Origin of the sequence: Kitasatospora sp. NPDC058965 (assembly GCF_042741245.1) — a bacterium.
In the GTDB taxonomy this organism is placed as follows: domain Bacteria; phylum Actinomycetota; class Actinomycetes; order Streptomycetales; family Streptomycetaceae; genus Kitasatospora.
Genome location: NZ_JBHYKG010000013.1, coordinates 1 through 16,001, shown reverse-complemented (window position 1 = coordinate 16,001; position 16,001 = coordinate 1). Strand labels below are relative to the sequence as shown.

The 16,001-nt window shown below is 76.4% G+C and carries 11 protein-coding genes and 1 pseudogene; 5 read left to right on the top strand and 7 right to left on the bottom strand.

The genetic code is table 11. The annotated features are described in order from the left end of the window. Window positions 1-41 precede the first annotated feature (41 nt). Complete coding sequence (locus tag ACFW1A_RS04125) at window positions 42-680, top strand: GNAT family N-acetyltransferase (RefSeq protein WP_380403775.1); 639 nt, start codon at window positions 42-44, stop codon at window positions 678-680. Between the two features lie 7 nt (window positions 681-687). Here the strand turns inward: ACFW1A_RS04125 and ACFW1A_RS04120 are convergent, their stop codons facing one another. Then, the gene (locus ACFW1A_RS04120) at window positions 688-2,433 is read right to left on the bottom strand and encodes an ABC transporter ATP-binding protein (RefSeq protein WP_380403771.1); all 1,746 of its coding nucleotides are present in this window, start codon (window positions 2,431-2,433) and stop codon (window positions 688-690) included. Then, window positions 2,430-4,148: an ABC transporter transmembrane domain-containing protein gene (locus ACFW1A_RS04115; protein WP_380403768.1), complete on the bottom strand. Its 1,719-nt coding sequence runs from the start codon at window positions 4,146-4,148 to the stop codon at window positions 2,430-2,432. The genes ACFW1A_RS04120 and ACFW1A_RS04115 overlap by 4 nt, the downstream gene beginning before the upstream one ends. Window positions 4,149-4,315: 167 nt before the next feature. On the opposite strand from ACFW1A_RS04115, the pseudogene ACFW1A_RS04110 reads away from it, so the two are divergent. Next, window positions 4,316-5,224 (top strand): annotated as a pseudogene (locus tag ACFW1A_RS04110) (ADP-ribosylglycohydrolase family protein); the annotation flags it as partial. A gap of 412 nt (window positions 5,225-5,636) precedes the next feature. On the opposite strand, the gene ACFW1A_RS04105 reads toward ACFW1A_RS04110, so the two are convergent. After that, window positions 5,637-6,281 (bottom strand): response regulator, encoded by a 645-nt coding sequence (locus ACFW1A_RS04105; RefSeq protein ID WP_380403764.1) that lies wholly within the window; start codon window positions 6,279-6,281, stop codon window positions 5,637-5,639. After that, entirely contained in the window at window positions 6,245-7,645 is a 1,401-nt protein-coding gene (locus ACFW1A_RS04100) for a histidine kinase (RefSeq protein ID WP_380403761.1), read from the bottom strand. Before ACFW1A_RS04100 ends, ACFW1A_RS04105 begins: the two co-directional genes overlap by 37 nt. Before the next feature lie 225 nt (window positions 7,646-7,870). On the opposite strand from ACFW1A_RS04100, the gene ACFW1A_RS04095 reads away from it, so the two are divergent. Then, window positions 7,871-8,557, top strand: coding sequence for an ABC transporter ATP-binding protein (locus ACFW1A_RS04095; RefSeq protein ID WP_380403756.1), 687 nt, complete (start codon window positions 7,871-7,873; stop codon window positions 8,555-8,557). Continuing rightward, a complete protein-coding gene (locus ACFW1A_RS04090; protein WP_380403751.1) occupies window positions 8,554-10,896 on the top strand; it encodes an FtsX-like permease family protein in 2,343 nt (780 codons plus the stop codon). Before ACFW1A_RS04095 ends, ACFW1A_RS04090 begins: the two co-directional genes overlap by 4 nt. 21 nt (window positions 10,897-10,917) lie before the next feature. Here the strand turns inward: ACFW1A_RS04090 and ACFW1A_RS04085 are convergent, their stop codons facing one another. The 3 genes from ACFW1A_RS04085 to ACFW1A_RS04075 form a co-directional block, all read right to left on the bottom strand. Next, the gene (locus ACFW1A_RS04085; protein ID WP_380403749.1) at window positions 10,918-12,414 is read right to left on the bottom strand and encodes a protein kinase; all 1,497 of its coding nucleotides are present in this window, start codon (window positions 12,412-12,414) and stop codon (window positions 10,918-10,920) included. Continuing rightward, window positions 12,411-12,992, bottom strand: coding sequence for a hypothetical protein (locus ACFW1A_RS04080; RefSeq protein WP_380403746.1), 582 nt, complete (start codon window positions 12,990-12,992; stop codon window positions 12,411-12,413). Before ACFW1A_RS04080 ends, ACFW1A_RS04085 begins: the two co-directional genes overlap by 4 nt. A 109-nt stretch (window positions 12,993-13,101) precedes the next feature. Then, a complete protein-coding gene (locus ACFW1A_RS04075; RefSeq protein ID WP_380403743.1) occupies window positions 13,102-14,991 on the bottom strand; it encodes an N-6 DNA methylase in 1,890 nt (629 codons plus the stop codon). 150 nt (window positions 14,992-15,141) lie between these two features. On the opposite strand from ACFW1A_RS04075, the gene ACFW1A_RS04070 reads away from it, so the two are divergent. Then, on the top strand, window positions 15,142-15,897 hold the full coding sequence (locus ACFW1A_RS04070; RefSeq protein ID WP_380403737.1) for a hypothetical protein: 756 nt from the start codon (window positions 15,142-15,144) through the stop codon (window positions 15,895-15,897). Window positions 15,898-16,001 lie beyond the last annotated feature (104 nt).

Genomic DNA, 16,001 nt, shown 5'->3' with positions numbered 1-16,001 from the left:
ATCGACTGGTGACCGCGCGGCCCGCCGCCCAGGATGGGCGGATGCTGACCGATCTCTGGCCCCTGCTCGACCTGCGCCTGACCACGCCCCGGCTGGAGCTGCGGCTGCCCGACGAGGGGCAGCTCGCGGCGCTGGCCCGGCTGGCGGCGGCCGGGATCCACCCGCCGGACAGGCAGCCGTTCCTGCGCCCGTGGGCCACCGAGCCGGCGGCGCGGGCCCGCAGCGTGGTGCAGTACCACTGGCTGCGGCGCGGCAACTGGCACCCCGCCGACTGGTCGCTCACCCTCGCGGTGCTCGCGGACGGCGAGGTGGTGGGCCAGCAGGCCCTCTACGCCCAGGACTTCGGCGTGCTGCGGGCCGTGCAGAGCACCTCCTGGCTGGGCCTGGCGCACCAGGGCAAGGGCATCGGCACCGAGATGCGGGCGGCAGTGCTGCACCTCGCGTTCGACGGCCTGGGCGCCACCGAGGCGCTCAGCGGGGCCCGGGTGGACAACCCGGGCTCGCTGGCCGTCTCCCGCAAGCTCGGCTACCGGGAGGACGGCCTGCAGCGCGACCTGGTGGACGGCGCCCCGGTGACCACCCGGCGGCTGCGGCTGTCCCGGGCCGACTGGGCGGCGCGGGAGCGGCTGCCGGTGACGGTCGGCGGGCTGGCACCCTGCCTGCCGCTGTTCGGCCTCTGACCCACCGTCAGCCGCGCTCCGCCGCCGCCCCCACCGCCCACAGGTCCGCGTACACGCCGCCCGCGGCCAACAGCTCGTCGTGGCTGCCGAGTTCGACGATCCGGCCGGCCTCCATCACCGCCACCCGGTCGGCGTCGCGGGCGGTGTGCAGGCGGTGGGCGATGGCGATCACGGTGCGGCCGGCCAGTACGGCGGCCAGCGAGCGCTCCAGGTGGCGGGCGGCCCGGGGGTCGACCAGCGAGGTGGCCTCGTCCAGGACGAGCACGCCCGGGTCGGCCAGCACCAGCCGGGCCAGCGCCAGCTGCTGCGCCCGGGACGGCGAGAGCTCGGTGGCCCCGCCGCCCAGCACCGCGTCCAGGCCGAGCTCCTCGGCCCAGTCCCAGGCGTCCACCGCGCGCAGCGCCGCCACCATCGCCGGATCGTCCGCCTCCGCGCGGGCCAGTGCGAGGTTCTCCCGCAGGGTGCCGTGGAAGACGTGGTGCTCCTGGGTCACCAGGGCGACCTCGCGGCGCAGCCGGTCCGCCCCGAACGCGTCGAGCGGGATCCCGTCCAGGGTGATCCGGCCCGCGTCCGGCGCGTGGATCCCGGCCAGCAGCCGCCCCAGGGTGGACTTCCCGGCCCCGGAGGCACCGACGACCGCCAGCCGCTCCCCCGGGCGGACCACCAGGTCCACCCCGTGCAGCACGGGGCGGCCGGCCCGGTAGGCGTACTCGACGCCCGCCACCCGCAGGCCGTCCGCCGGCCGGCGCTGCACCGGTCCGCCCGCGGCGGGCGGCACCGCCTGCTGCGCCACCCCGAGCACCCGGGCCAGCGAGGCGCCGCCCGACTGCAGGGTGGCCAGCTGGAAGACCAGCGTGTCCACCGGGCCCACCAGTTGCTGCACGTACAGCACCGCCGCCGTGACGGCGCCCAGCGAGGCCAGCCCGTGCAGGTGGTAGAGGCCGCCGATCACCAGGGTGGCCACCACCGGCAGCACGTAGGCGGTGTCCGAGATCGGCAGGAAGACGGTGCGCAGCCAGAGCGTGTACCGCTCGGCGGCGTACGAGCGGTCGATGTCCGCCCGGGCCCGGGCGGCCCGCAGGTCGCCGGTCCGCATCGCCTCCACGGTCCGCGCGCCCGCCACCGACTCGGCCAGCCCCTCGGTGAGCCGGGCGTAGGCGGCGCTCGCGGCCAGGTAGCCGGCCCGGGCCCGGGCGGTGTACCAGCGCACCGAGAACCAGAGCACCGGCACCGCGACCAGGCAGGGCAGCGCCAGCAGCGGGCCGAGCAGCACCACCGCGCCCAGCGTCAGCACGATGGTCGAGCAGGCGACCAGGGTGTCCGGCACCGCGGTGCGGACGGCGTCGGAGAGCGCGTCGACGTCACGGGTGGAGCGGGTCACCAGGTCCCCCGTGCCGGCCCGCTCCACGGTGGCCGGCGGCAGCTCCAGCACCCCGGCCACGAACTCCTCCCGCAGCTCGGCCAGCACCTGCTCGCCCAGGCGGGCCGAGGCGAGCACGGCGAACTGCAGCAGCGCCGCCTGCAGCGCGATCGAGCCGCAGATCAGCAGCCCGGTGCGCAGCGCGTGGTCCACCCCGTGCCCGGCCTGGTCGACCAGTTCCCCGAGCAGCCGGGGCGCGGCCAGCCCGCAGACCGCCGCCAAGGCGTGCAGCAGCAGCGCCACGGCCAGCTCGCCGGGGTGGCGCAGCGTCAACCGGCGGGCGTAGGCCCGCACCTCGGCCGGTCCGGCGACCGGCAGCGCCACGGTACTCACGCGTCGTCCCCTCCTCGGGTGACCACGGCCCGGTAGCCCGGGTCCGCGAGCAGCTCGCGGTGGCTGCCCTCGGCCACCGCCTTGCCGTCCACCAGCAGCACCACGTGGTCGGCCCGGGCCAGCAGCACCGGGCTGGTGGCCAGCACCAGGGTGGTGCGTCCGGTCCGGGCGGTGCGCAGCCGGTCGGCGATCCGGGCCTCGGTGTGCGCGTCCACCGCGCTGGTCGGCTCGACCAGCACCAGTACCTCGGGGTCGGCCAGCAGCGCCCGGGCCAGCCGCAGGCGCTGCTGCTGGCCGCCGGAGAACTCCCGGCCGCCGTCGACGATCTCGCCGTCCAGCCCGCCCGGCAGCGCCTCCACCACGTCCAGCGCGGCGGCGGCGGTCAACGCGGCGGTCAGGGCCGCGTCGCCGCGCCCGCGCGGGTCCAGTTCACCGCGCAGCGGGCCGCTGAACAGCCGGGCGTCGCCCGGCAGCACCAGGATCCGGCGCCGCACCTCGTCCAACGGCAGCTCCGCCAGCGGCACCCCGCCGAGCGTCGTACCGCCGTCGGTGTACCGGCCCAGTCGGTCGGCCAGCGCCCCGGCCGCCACCGGATCGGCGCAGGCCACCGCGGTCAGCCCGCCGGGGCGCAGCCGCAGCCCGGAATCGGGGTCGGCCAGCAGGCCGCCCTCCGGGGCCACCGCGTCGCCCGCGGCCAGGTCGGGCGCGAGCGCGAGCAGCCGCACCACCCGGCGCGCCGCCACCCGGGCCCGGGTCAGCTTGTCCACCGCCTCGGTCAGCCGCTGCAGCTGCGGGGCGAGGAAGACCGCGTACCCGTAGAAGGCGATCAGCTGACCCATGGTCAGCCGGTGGTCCAGCACCTCGGCCGCGCCGAGCCAGACCACCAGGGCGACCAGGATCCCCGGCAGCAGCACCTTGGTGCCGTCCAGCAGCGCCTCGATCCGGGCCAGCCGGACCCCGGCCGCGCGCACGGCCTGCGAGTCGCGCCGGTAGCGGGCCAGGAAGAGCGGTTCGCCGCCGATCCCGCGCAGCACCCGCAGCCCGCCGGCGATGTCCACCGCCAGCTCGGTCAGTCCGCCCTGCTGCGCCCGCAGCCCCTCCTGGCGCCGGTGCAGCGGCCGGATCAGCAGCGCCACCGCCCAGGCCATCAGCGGCACCCCCGCCAGCACCAGCAGGCCCAGCCAGGGCGCGGTGACCAGCATGATCAACGCCACCACGGCCGAGGAGACCGCCGCGCCCGAGGCCCGGGTGACCACCTCCAGCAGGCGGCCGACCGCCCGCAGGTCGGCCACCCCGACGCCGACCACCTCACCGGTGGACACCCGCCGGGTCAGCGCGGCGCCCAACCGGGCCGACTGGCGGGTGATCAGCTCGGTGCCGAGGAAGACCGCCCCGTAGTTGGCGATCATGCTGCACCGGTCGCGCAGGATCGCCGCCGTGTTGACCACCAGGCCCAGCACCAGCACCGCGCCGCCCCAGAGCAGCAGTTGCCCCTGGTCCCGGCCGGCGATCCCGCGGTCGACGGCCAGGCCGATCGCCCCGGGCACCAGCGCCTGGGCGAGCAGGGTCAGCACGCCCAGCCCTACGCCCCACACCGTCTGCACCGCGAACCGGCCGGCCATCCACCACAGGAACCGCCCCGGCGACCCGAGTTCGGGCTCCGCCACGGCTTGCGGCAGGTACCGCATCGCCCGGCCCGGGCCCCATCCGCGCATCACCACTGCCGCTCCCGCCCGCCCGAACCTCGCCCGGCAAAGACCGCCAAGTCTCACCGAGCCGAGCACCCGGGGCAACCGGATTTCCCCACCGGACACCGGCACCGGGCACTCGGCCGATCAGCGGGCTGGTCAGCGGGCGCACCCGACGGCAGGATGGTGCGCATATGACCACCCCGACCACACCCGAGAACCCGACCCCCGACCACCGCCGCGCCGCGCACGACGCCCTGACCGGCCTCGCCCTCGGCGACGCCTTCGGCGCCCAGTTCTTCGTCCCCGACAACGCCCCGCTGCTGCGCGAGCGGCGCCCGGCCCCGCCCGTCTGGCCGTGGACCGACGACACCGAGATGGCCTGCTCGGTCTTCGCCGTGCTGCGCGACCGGGGCACGGTGGACCAGTGGGAGCTGGCCGACTCCTTCGCCCGGCACCACGACTTCGACCGCGGCTACGGCGCCGCGACCAACCGGATGCTCCGCCTGCTGCGCGAACGGCAGGGCAGCTGGCGCCAGTTGGCCCGGGACCAGTTCGACGGCCAGGGCTCCTTCGGCAACGGCGCGGCGATGCGGGTGGCGCCGCTGGGCGCCTGGTTCGCCGTCGACCCGGCCGAGGCCGCCTGGCAGGCCGCCCGCTCGGCCGAGACCACCCACACCCACCCGGAGGCGGTGGCCGGCGCGGTCGCCGTGGCCGTGGCCGCCGCCTGGGCGGTGCGGGCCCGGACCGACCGGCTCGCCCCGGTCGAGCTGCTCACCGCGGTGCTGGAGCTGACCCCGCCGGGCCGGGTGCGGGACGGCGTCGCCGAGGCGCGCGGGCTGCTGGCCCAGCCCGATCCCGGGTACGCCGCGCACCGGTTGGGCAACGGCCGGCAGGTGAGCGCGGTGGACACCGTCCCGTTCACCCTGTGGTGCGCGGCCCGGTACCTGACCGACTACCGGGAGGCGATGTGGGCCACCGCCTCGGCGGGCGGCGACGTGGACACCACCTGCGCCATCGTCGGCGGCATCGTGGCCGCGCACGTCGGGGCCGCGGCCCTGCCCGCCGACTGGCTGGGCGCCGTGGAACCGCTGCCGCAGTGGGCGGCCACCGAGGAGCTCGGGCACGACCTCACCCCGGCGGACTTCGGCGCGGCGCTGCAGCCGCTGCGGCGACCACTGCCGCTGCCGGTGCCGGACCTGCTGGTCACCCCGGGCCAGTGGCAGCGGATGCGGCACGGCGTGCGCGCGCACGCGATGGAGGAGAAGTGGCTGGCCCACCTGGTGGACCGCCGCCTCCACCTGCACCGCAGTTGGACCGGCTCGGCGGTGTTCGAGGTCGCCTTCACGGCCGAGCCGGGCGGCCACCGCCCGACCGCCGCGCTCTACGAGGGCGACACCGAGCACTTCCGGGCCACCGCCGCATACGCGGCCCAGTTGCTGCCGGAGCTGCTGACCGGCTTCTTCGGACGGCCCGACGGCCCCAGCTGACCGGCCGGGGCCGGCCGGCCCGGCCCTACCGGTTGAGGTAGGCGAGCACCGCCAGCACCCGGCGGTTGTCGTCGTCCGAGGGCTGCAGGCCGAGCCGGGTGAAGATCGAGGCGGTGTGCTTGGCCACCGCGCGCTCGGTGATCACCATCTGCTGCGCCACCGCCGCGTTGGAGCGGCCCTCCGCCATCAGCGACAGCACCTCGCGCTCACGCGGACTGAGCGAGGCCACCGCGCCGTTGCCCGCGTTGTGGGTGAGCAGCCGGGCGATCACCTCCGGGTCCATCACCGTGCCGCCGCCCGCCACCCGGCGCACCGCCTCGACGAACTCGGCGCTGTCCAGCACCCGGTCCTTCAGCAGGTAGCCGATGCCGCCGCTGCCGCCCGCCAGCAACTCCCGTGCGTAGAGCTGCTCCACGTACTGGGACAGCACCAGCACCGGCAGTCCGGGGACGGCCCGCCGGGCCGCCAGCGCGGCCCGCAACCCCTCGTCGGTGAAGGTGGGCGGCAGCCGCACGTCCACGATCAGCACGTCCGGCCGCTCCTCGGCCGCCGCGGCCAGCAGTTCCTCACCCGTCTCCACGCCCCGCACCACCGTCATGCCGTGCGCCTGGAGCAGCCAGGTCAGGCCGTCCCTCAGCAGGACGAGGTCTTCGGCGATGACAACGCGCACGGGATCTCCAGGGTCGCGATGGTCGGGCCGCCGAGCGGACTGCTGACGGCGAGCACGCCGTCGAACGCGGCCAACCGCCGTTCCAACCCCCGCAGTCCGGTACCGCGGGCGGGATCGGCACCGCCGCGTCCGTCGTCGGTGACCACGATCCTCAGCGCGCCCCCAGTATGGCCGACCTCGATCCACACCTGGTGGGCCGCGGCGTGCTTGGAGACGTTGGCCAGCAGCTCGCTCACCGCGAAGTAGCCGGCCGACTCCACCGGTGCGGGCGCCCGGCCCGGCAGTTCACCGCTGAAGTGCACCCGCAGCGGCAGGTCCAGTGCCAGCGCGTGCACCGCGTCGGACAGGCCGCGGTCGGCCAGCACCGGCGGGTGGATGCCGCGCACCAGGTCGCGCAGTTCGGCCAGCGCCCGGGCCGAGGACTGCTTGGCCTCCGCCAGCAGCGCCCGGGCCGCCTCCGGGCTGGACTCGAAGAGCTGCTCCGCCGCGCTCAGCGTCATGCCCATCGCCACCAGCCTGGCCTGGGCCCCGTCGTGCAGGTCCCGCTCGATCCGGCGCAGTTCGGCCGCGCCCGAGTCGATGGTGTCCGACCGGGTGATCGCCAGGTGCTCGACCCGCCGGGCGAGTTGGGCCCCGCGGGTGGGCCCGAGCAGCGCGGCGGCGAGCAGGCCGTAGCCGGCCAGCAGCCGCGGGGCCGCCTGCAGCGCCACCGCGACCAGCACCAGGGCCAGCGGAACGGCCACCCAGACGGCCAGGGCACCGTGCCGCAGGGGGTGCGAGAGCAGGTCGGCGAGGCCGAACCGGGGTGCCGGACCGGGCGCGATCGGCGCCACCTCGGGCATCGGCGGCAGGCCCGGCACCCCGTCCGGCCGCGAACCGCCGCGCAGCCCCGCCAGCACGCCCAGCCCGTAGAACACCACGAGCACCGGGCCCAGGACCAGCAGGATCCCGCCGCAGGCGTTGATCCCGGTCCACAGCAGGTCCCGCCAGGTCGCCGGATCGGCCAGCAGCAGCCCCAGCCGCCGCATCCGCTGCCCGGTCCCGTGCGCCACGGGCAGCGGCCGGTACGGCGAGCGGATCTGCGTCCCGCACCAGCGGTTGAGCAGCCACCTGGTCCCGTCGGTCAGCCGCCGCAGCCACCCCAGACCGGTGCCGGCCACCACCGCCGCCAGCACCAACGCCCAGGTGTGGTAAGGGCCGTGCGTGGTGCTCCCGGACGTACCGTCGTGCACCAGCATGCTCAGCACCATGGCCGCCGCGAACAGCGGCACCCCGGCGACCAGGCCGACCGCGCCGAGCACCACTCCCCTGGCGCCGGCCACCACGCCCCGGCCGATCCAGCCCACCGCCCCGCTCCCGCGCACTGCCGGTCCTCCCGTTCGCCCACCGGTCCGCTCGCCGGCCGGTCCGTCCGGCAGCAGTCTGCCGGGTGCGGCCGCCGGCCCGCAGGGTCGCTGGCCCCCCGATCCGGGGGTGTACCTGGGTACACCCCCGGACACCGCCCAGCCGTATGTCACCGGCCCCCGCCCGCTTCCTAGCGTGAGGGCCGTTCCGTTCCGCTCCACGAACCGGTTCCACGGAGGCCCCGGATGACCGCGCCGATCATCGAGATCCGCGATGTGACGAAGACGTACGACACCGACCGCCCGGCCCTGGCCGAGCTGACCCTGCAGGTCGCGGAGGGCGAGGCGGTGGCCGTGCTCGGCCGCTCCGGCAGCGGCAAGTCCACCCTGCTCAACCTGATCGCCGGCCTGGACCGGCCGAGCGAGGGCACGGTCACCGTGGCCGGGCAGCGGGTGGACCGGCTGACCGAGGCCGGCGCGGCGCGCTACCGCCGCGAGCGGATCGGCATGGTGTTCCAGTTCTTCCACCTGCTGGACGACCTGACCGTGCTGGACAACGTGCTGCTGCCCGCCCAACTCGCCGGCATGCCGGCGGGCGCCGCCCGGACCAGGGCCGCCGAACTGCTCGACCGGCTCGGCGTCGCCGGCCACCGGAGCGCCTTCCCCGGACGGCTGTCCGGCGGCGAGCGGCAACGGGTCGCGGTGGCACGGGCGCTGATGAACCGTCCGCCCCTGCTGCTGGCCGACGAGCCGACCGGTGCGCTGGACAGCGCCTCGGCCGCCGACGTCCGCCGGCTGCTCACCGAGCTGAACGCGGCGGGCCAGACGATCCTGCTGGTCACCCACGACACCGCGCTGGCCGAGTCCTGCGCGGGCCGGCTGGTCGAGCTGGCCGACGGGCGGCTGCTGCGCGACGTGGCGGTCGCGGCATGACGGCGCTCGGCCCGGTGGTCCGGGCGGGGGTCGGCCGGCGCCGGCTCCAGGGCCTGGTGATGCTGCTGACCACGATGATGTCGGTGACCGCCGCCCTGCTCGGCGCCGGCCTGCTGGTGGGCGCGCACGCGCCGTTCGAGCAGGGCTTCGCCCGCCAGCACGGCGCCCACCTGACCGTCGCCTTCGACCCGGCCGAGGTGACGGACGACCAGCTCGCGGCCACCGAGCGGCTGCCCGGGGTCACCGCCACGGCCGGGCCGTTCCCGACCGTCCAGTTGCAGCCCGCGATCGGCACCAACCAGGAGCAGCTGCCGGTCGGCGCCGCGCTGGCGCCCCTGCTGCTGGTCGGCCGGGACGAGTCCGGCGGCGCGGTGGACCGGCTGGACCTGACGGCGGGTCACTGGCTGACCGGCCCCGGGCAAGTGGTGCTCAGCGCCCACGACTCGCCGCTGCAGGTCGGCGACACCTTGGAGCTGCCCGGTCGGCCCGCGCTCACCGTGGTGGGCCTGGCCCGCTCGGCCGGGCAGAGCGCGGACGCCTGGGTGACGACCGGGCAGCTCGCCGCCCTGGCCCCGGCCGGCACCGCGACCGGGCGGCAGCTGCTGTACCGGTTCGCCCGGGCCGGCACCGACGCCGAACTCACCGCCGACCGCACCGAGCTGGCCGCCGCCGTGCCGCCCGGCGCGATCACCGGCGCCGCCTCCTACCTCAAGATCGAACTGGCCACCGACAAGAGCACCGCCACCTTCGTCCCGTTCGTGGTCGCGTTCGCGCTGATCGGGCTGGTGATGTCGGTGCTGATCATCGGCATCGTGGTCAGCGGCACGATCGGGGCGGCCACCCGGCGGATCGGCATCCTGAAGGCGGTCGGTTTCACCCCCGCCCAGGTGGTGCGCGGCTACGTCGGCCAGGCACTGCTCCCCGGCGGCACCGGCGTGCTGCTCGGCCTGCTGCTGGGCAACCTGGCCGCGCTGCCGGTGCTGGCCAAGGCCGGCGAGGCCTTCGACGCCGGGCCGCAGCCGGTGGCGCCCTGGCTGGACCTGGTGGTCGGGCTCGGCGCGCTGGTCGCGGTGGCCGGCAGCGCGCTGGTCCCGGCGCTGCGGGCCGGCCGGCTGAGCACCGTGGCGGCGCTCGGCACCGCGCGCACGCCCGGCAGCGGGCGCGGGCGGACCGTGCGCCGGCTGCTCGGCCGGCTGCCGCTGCCACGACCGGTCAGCCTGGGCCTGGCCACCCCGTTCGCCAAGCCGGGCCGCTCGGCGGTGATGGTCGCGGCGGTGCTGCTCGGCGCCGTCGGGGTCACCTTCGGGGTGGGCCTGGCGGTCTCGCTGAACGGCATCACCAGCGGGATGGAGCGGGAGCGCCCGGCCCAGATCCAGGTGCTGCCGACGCCGGGCGGCCGCCTGCCGACCGCCGCCGACCTGCCGCAGGTGGCGGCGCGGATCGCCGCCGACCCGGACACCGGCCGGTTCGTGGCGATCAGCCGCACCACCGTGTCGGTCGCGGCGCTGGCCGGGCCCACCACCGTGGTCGGCTACGACGGCGACGCCTCCTGGGCGGCCTACCAGATGGTCGCGGGGCGCTGGTTCGAGCGGCCGGGCGAGGCCGTGGTGCCGTCCGCCTTCCTGCAGGCCACCGGCACCCGGATCGGCGACACCCTCACGCTGACCGGCAACGGGCGCACCGCACCGGTGACGATCGTCGGCGAGTCCTTCGACGTGGCCGAGTCCGGCATGCTGGTCCGCACCCCCACCGCCTCACTGGCCCGGCTGGGCCTGCCGGTCGACCCGATGAGCCTCGACTACGAGGTCGACGCCAAGCCCGGCCACGACCTGGACCAGACGATGCGGTCGCTGGACGCCGCCCTCGCGCCGTACGGCTTCGGCCCCAACTCGATCCACCCGCCGTTCAACCCGACCGTCCTGTCGATGGACGCGCTGGCCGCGATGCTGACCGGCCTGCTGGTCGCGGTCGCCTCCCTCGGGGTGCTGAACACGGTGCTGCTGGACACCCGGGAACGGGTGCACGACCTGGGCGTCCACAAGGCGCTGGGGATGTCGCCGCGGCAGACGGTGGTGATGGTGCTGACCTCGGTCACCGGGATCGGGGCGCTCGCGGCGGTCCTGGGCACGCCGCTGGGCATCGCGCTGCACCACGCGATCCTGCCGGCGATGGGGCGGGCGGCCGGGACCCGGATGCCGTCGGTCGACCTGACGGTCTACCACCCCGCGCTGGTGCTGCCGCTGCTGGTGGTCCCGCTGGTGCTGGCCACGCTGGCGGCGCTGCCGCCGGCGCTGTGGACGGCGCGGACACCGACGGCGGCGGCGCTGCGGACGGAGTAGCGGCTCGGCGGTCCGGCCTCGTCAGAGGGCCTGCCGGGCCTGCGCGGTCACCGGGTGGTGCGGACCGTAGAGCCGCTCGGTGTCGGCCAGCACCCGGTGCCGCATCGCCCGGGCACCCGCCGGGTCGCCGGTCGCGTGCAGCAGCCCGGCCACCCGGCCGCGGACCTCCAGCGCGAACCCCTGGTCCCGGTCGGCGAGCTGGGCCAGCAGGTACTGGTACTCGGCCAGTGCCTGCGCCCGCTCGCCGAGCTCCTCCAGGCAGAGCCCCGCCTCGCCGCGCCAGCGCGGCAGCTGCGGGTCCCCCGGGGCGGCCTGCTCGATCAGCAGCCGCAGCTGCGCCAGCGCGGCGCCGAACTGACGGTCCTCCAGCAGGGTCGCCGCGTACTGCTTGCGCAGCATGTGCACCACGGGCGCACCGCTGCCGTGCAGCTCGGCGGCCACGGCCAGCCCGCGGCCCAGCACCGGCACCGCCTGGGTGATCCGCCCCTGGTCCAGCAGCTCCTTGGCCTCCCGGACCGCCGCGGCGACCTCGGCCCGGTCCGCCGCCGCCACCTCGGCCCGGTCCGCCGTGCCCTGCCGGACCGCCGGCCGGGGACGCTCCAGCTGCCACGGCGCGTACGGGCGGCGGAACGGGCGGGTCGGGTCCATCGGCGCCCCCGGGCCCTCCGCTCGCTTCCCGTCCGGTGCGGGCAGCAGCGGCACCAGCGCCCGGTGCACCTCGGCCGCGTCGGCCGGGCGGTCCCCGGGGTCCTTGGCGAGCAGCCGCAGCACCAACTGCTCCAGCGGCTCGGGCACCTCGGGGCGCACCTGACGCAGCGGCACCGGGGGCTCGTACACGTGCCGGTGCAGCATCCCCAGCGGTGTCGCGGCCGGGAACGGCACGTTGCCGCTGAGCAGTTCGTGCAGGATCACGCCGAGCGCGTACAGGTCGGCGCCCGGCCCGACCTCGCCGCCGACCGCCTGCTCCGGCGCCATGTAGGCGGGGCTGCCGATCGGCGAGCCGGTCAGGGTGAGCCGGGTGGTGTCCGCGTCCAGCACGGCGGCCACCCCGAGGTCGAGCACCACCAGGGTGCCGTCCGGACGGACCATGAGGTTGCGCGGCTTCAGGTCCCGGTGCACCGCGGGCATCGCGTGCACGGCGGCCAGCACCGGGCAGAGCTGGGCGGCCACGGCGACCGCCCACGGCCACGGGTAGGGGTCGTGCTCGGCCAGGTGGTCGGCCAGGTCGGCGCCCCGGACGTACTGCATGACCAGGTACAGGTCCTCGCCGTCGCTCCCGGCGTCGTGCACGGTCACCAGGCCCGGGTGGTCGACCTGGGCGGTGACCCGGCACTCGCGGACGAACCGGCGGCGGACCTCGTGGAACTCGGCCGCCTCGGCGGCCCGGTCCGGGCGCAGCAGCTTGACGGCCACCTGGCGGTCCAGGTTCCGGTCGTGCGCCGTCCAGACCTGGCCCATCCCGCCGCGGCCGATCAGGGTGGCCAACTCGTAGCGGCCGGCGACCAGTCGGCCGGTCACCGGCGGTCCTCCTGCTCCAGGTAGGCGGTCAGCTCGTCCAGGCCGGCCCGGACCTGGCCGATCCGGTCGGGCGGAGTCGGGGGCCGGGTCGGGGCCGGGGGCCGGGTCGACGGGAACGGAGCGGGCTGCGGAGCGGGCGGCGGGTAGCCGGGCACCGGCGGTGGGGCGTACGCATACGGGTGTGGCTGCTGGTGGTGCTGGTGCTGGTGCTGGTGCTGGTACGGCTGGGGGTACCGGTCGGAGTACGGGTGCGCCGGGGTCGCCGCCGGTCGCGGGCCCACCTCGACCGCCAGGTAGTACGCCGGCACGGCCAGCGCCGTCCCGAGCAGCAGCACCATCCCCTCCGTGGTGCGCGTACCGCCGTCCGGTCCGACCAGCGCCATCCCGCCCACGCCCGCCGCACCGGCGGCGGCGAACAGCAGCCAGTCCCGCAGTCGGCGTCGTTCGACCGCGAGCCACAGCAACGCCACCCAGGCCAGCATCCCCAGGCTCAGCAGCGGCACCAGGGTCAGCACGATCCGCAGCAGCACCCGCCACATGCTGACGCCGGACCGCTGCGGCGGCGCGGTCGGATCCATGGGCCTGCTCCTGTCGACGGAATGCGCGGTTCAGCCTACCGACGGCTCTTCCGACCATCGGCCCGACCCGGTCCCGGCCGATCCCGGACCGGGCGCGGCGGTCATGCCCTCAGCCCGGTCCGACCGTCCCGTCGGTCAACCCGTCGTACAGCCCCTGCACCAGCAGCTCGCCCAGCCGGGCCGCCAGCCGTGACGCCTCCTCGAACGCGGCCACGGCGCGGAACCGCTCGCCGTACCGGTGCTGCTCGGCCAGCGGCAGTCGCGGCACCTGCAGCCGGCGCACGTCGATCCGGGTCGCGGTGGTGGTGAAGCTGCTGGCCTGCCGGCTGTTGGCGCTGCCGCGCAGGAAGCCGGCCAGGAACCACGGGTCCAGCGTGGCCGGGTCCGGGCGCAGCAGGTACACGTTGCGGCCCAGCGCGGCGCCGGCCGTGGCCGCGTCGACCACCCTGGTCACGGTGCCCCGGCCGAGCACCGGGAGCACCACGTCCCCGGTCCGCAGCAGCACCGGCTCCTCGTCCTCGCCCTCGGGCAACACGCCGGAGGGGGCGGTGCCGGCCACCAGGTCGTGCTCGGTCAGCACCGGCGGACCGCCCGCCGGGCCCGCGCCGCTCCCGCCGGTGCGCATCACCAGGGCACCGGCCCGGGCCAGTTCGCCCACACTGGTCATCGGCCAGCGAGCCGGACCGCCCGCCGCCCCGGTCAGCGGGGCCAGTTCCACCGTGCGGCGCAGCGCGCCGGTCAGCTGCTCGCGGACCTCGGCCAGGCCGGCCCCGTCGGCGGCCGGGCGCGGCGGCAGGTGGCGGGCCGGAGTGACGTCCACGTCGTCGTCCAGCAGGTCCACCAGCGGGACGGTGCTGCTGACGCCCGGCCGGTCGGGGGACTCGCCGTCCCGGTCGAAGGCCTGCCAGTCCGCCAGCACCGTGCTGCGCAGCTCCTGCCAGCCGATCTGCTCGCGGTCCGCGACGTCCACCACCAACAGCCGCTGCGGCTGCGGCTGCGCGGCAGTGGCGGCCGGCCGGCGCAGCACCCACAGGTGGAGCGGGATCCCGTACGGCGGGGCGCTGCCGGCCGGCAGCGCGACCACCGCCCGCAGCGCGCCGCGGCGCAACAGGTCGGCCCGGATCCGCCGGCCGGACCGGCGCGAGGCGGCGGCGGGCGGCATCAGCAGCACCGCACAGCCGTTCTCCTTGAGGTGCGCCAACGTGTGCTGCACCCAGGCCAGTTCGGACTCGGTGCGCGGCGGCAGCCCGTACTCCCACCGGGTGTCGTAGGCCAACTCCTCGTTGCCCCAGGAGCGTTCGTTGAACGGGGGGTGGCAGAGCACGACATCCGCGCGCAGCTGCGGGTGCGCGTCGGCCCGCAGGCTGTCGCCCGCCCGGATGTCCACCGGCCCGTCGCCGTGCAGCGCGAGCCGCAGTGCGGTCAGCGCCGCCAGGTCCGGATCCAACTCCTGGCCGGCCACGGCGGCCGGTCCGGCCGCGCCGAGCAGGGCGCCGAACCCGCAGGCCGGGTCCAGCACCAGCTCGGCCGGTCCGCCGAGTTCGGCCATCAGCTCGGCGAGCGGAGCCGGCGTGAGGGTGTACTGGCGTGATCCCGCCTCAAGGTGACGCCCCATCAGGAACTCGAACGCCTGCCGGACCCCCAGCTCCGCCGCCAACTCCCGCGCGCCGGCCGCCAACTCCTGCCGGTCGGGCCCCCCGTCGCCACCCCGCAGCAGCACCGTGCCGACCGCCCGCAGCGCGGCGGCCGCGCCGTCCCGGTCCCCCTCCACCTGCTGCCAGACCCGCTCGCGCAGCGGCACCTGGCCCAACTTCCCCTGCCCGCGCAGCCACTGCTCGACCTCGGCCAGATCGAAGGCCGGACTCGTGTCGGTGCCGCCCACCGGCTTGGGGAAGTCGGCGTGCCGCCGCCGCCAGTTGCTCACAGCCGCACGGCCGACCCCGGCCAGCCGGGCGATCCCGGCGGCCGTGACCTCCGTCCTGTTCTCCTGCTCCGGCACTGGTGCGGACCCCTCCACGCTGACAACGACTCCCTGTCCGATCTTACAACCCACCTCACGCCATGATCACGTGTTGACGCGGTTCACACGCCATGGTCTGATTATCGCGCCGCTCACCCGTTCCCCGTTTCGAAAGGCGCACGCACCGTCATGCCCCAGCCGCTCCGCCGGACCGCCCTGCTCGCCTGCGGTGCCACCGCGCTCCTCGGTCTCACCGCCTGCTCGTCCGGCACCGCCGCCGCCCCGGCCGCCGCCGCTCCGGTCTCCACCCCGGGCTCCGCCGCCGCCACCACGGCGCCGAGCCCCTCGGCCGCGCCGTCCGCGCCCGCCCTGCCCACCGGCACCAAGCTCAACTCGCTGCTGCTGCCCGCCACCGCGCTCCCGGCCGGCTTCAAGCTCGACCCCGACGGCGCCCGCAGCACCGGCGACGGCTACAACCCGTCCGAGGCCCCCTCGGCCGTCCCGTCCCCGCAGTCCTGCGACCTGCTGAACACCTCCGCCTGGATCACCGCCTCCGGCGTCAGCCCCGCGGCGTTCGCGCAGAACGACTACCAGGACGCCTCGCAGAACATGATCGCCCAGGAGCTCGACGCCTTCCGCGGCGACGACGCCAAGGCCGCCATGGCCGCGCTCACCAAGGCGCTCACCGGCTGCCACACCTTCACCGTCACCCAGAACGGCCAGCACTACACGGCCACCATCACCGTCAAGCCCCTCCCGGGCCTGGGCGACGAGGCCCTCCAGGCCACCCTCACCTCCCCCTCCTTCACGGGCGGCACCACCATGGTCGCCACCCGCACCGGCTCCTTCCTGGCGGCCACCTACGACAGCTCCCAGACCACCACGGGCGCCGCCGCCGTCACCTACGCCAAGACCCTCGCCAAGGCCCTCCCGCCCACCCCCTGAACCGCCCCGCCCCGCGCAGCCCCGACACCGGAGGGGAGTGCCGCAGCTGCCCGCGGGGCCGGAGACGGACGTCGGCCGGGTCACCGGACACCCGGTGACCCGGC

Bases quoted from the DNA above. Each gene is read 5' to 3' on its own strand.
- ACFW1A_RS04115 (WP_380403768.1), bottom strand. From the start codon at position 4,148: ATGCGCGGATGGGGCCCGGGCCGGGCGATGCGGTACCTGCCGCAAGCC.
- ACFW1A_RS04125 (WP_380403775.1), top strand. From the start codon at position 42: ATGCTGACCGATCTCTGGCCCCTGCTCGACCTGCGCCTGACCACGCCC.
- ACFW1A_RS04070 (WP_380403737.1), top strand. From the start codon at position 15,142: ATGCCCCAGCCGCTCCGCCGGACCGCCCTGCTCGCCTGCGGTGCCACC.
- ACFW1A_RS04090 (WP_380403751.1), top strand. From the start codon at position 8,554: ATGACGGCGCTCGGCCCGGTGGTCCGGGCGGGGGTCGGCCGGCGCCGG.
- ACFW1A_RS04095 (WP_380403756.1), top strand. From the start codon at position 7,871: ATGACCGCGCCGATCATCGAGATCCGCGATGTGACGAAGACGTACGAC.
- ACFW1A_RS04080 (WP_380403746.1), bottom strand. From the start codon at position 12,992: ATGGATCCGACCGCGCCGCCGCAGCGGTCCGGCGTCAGCATGTGGCGG.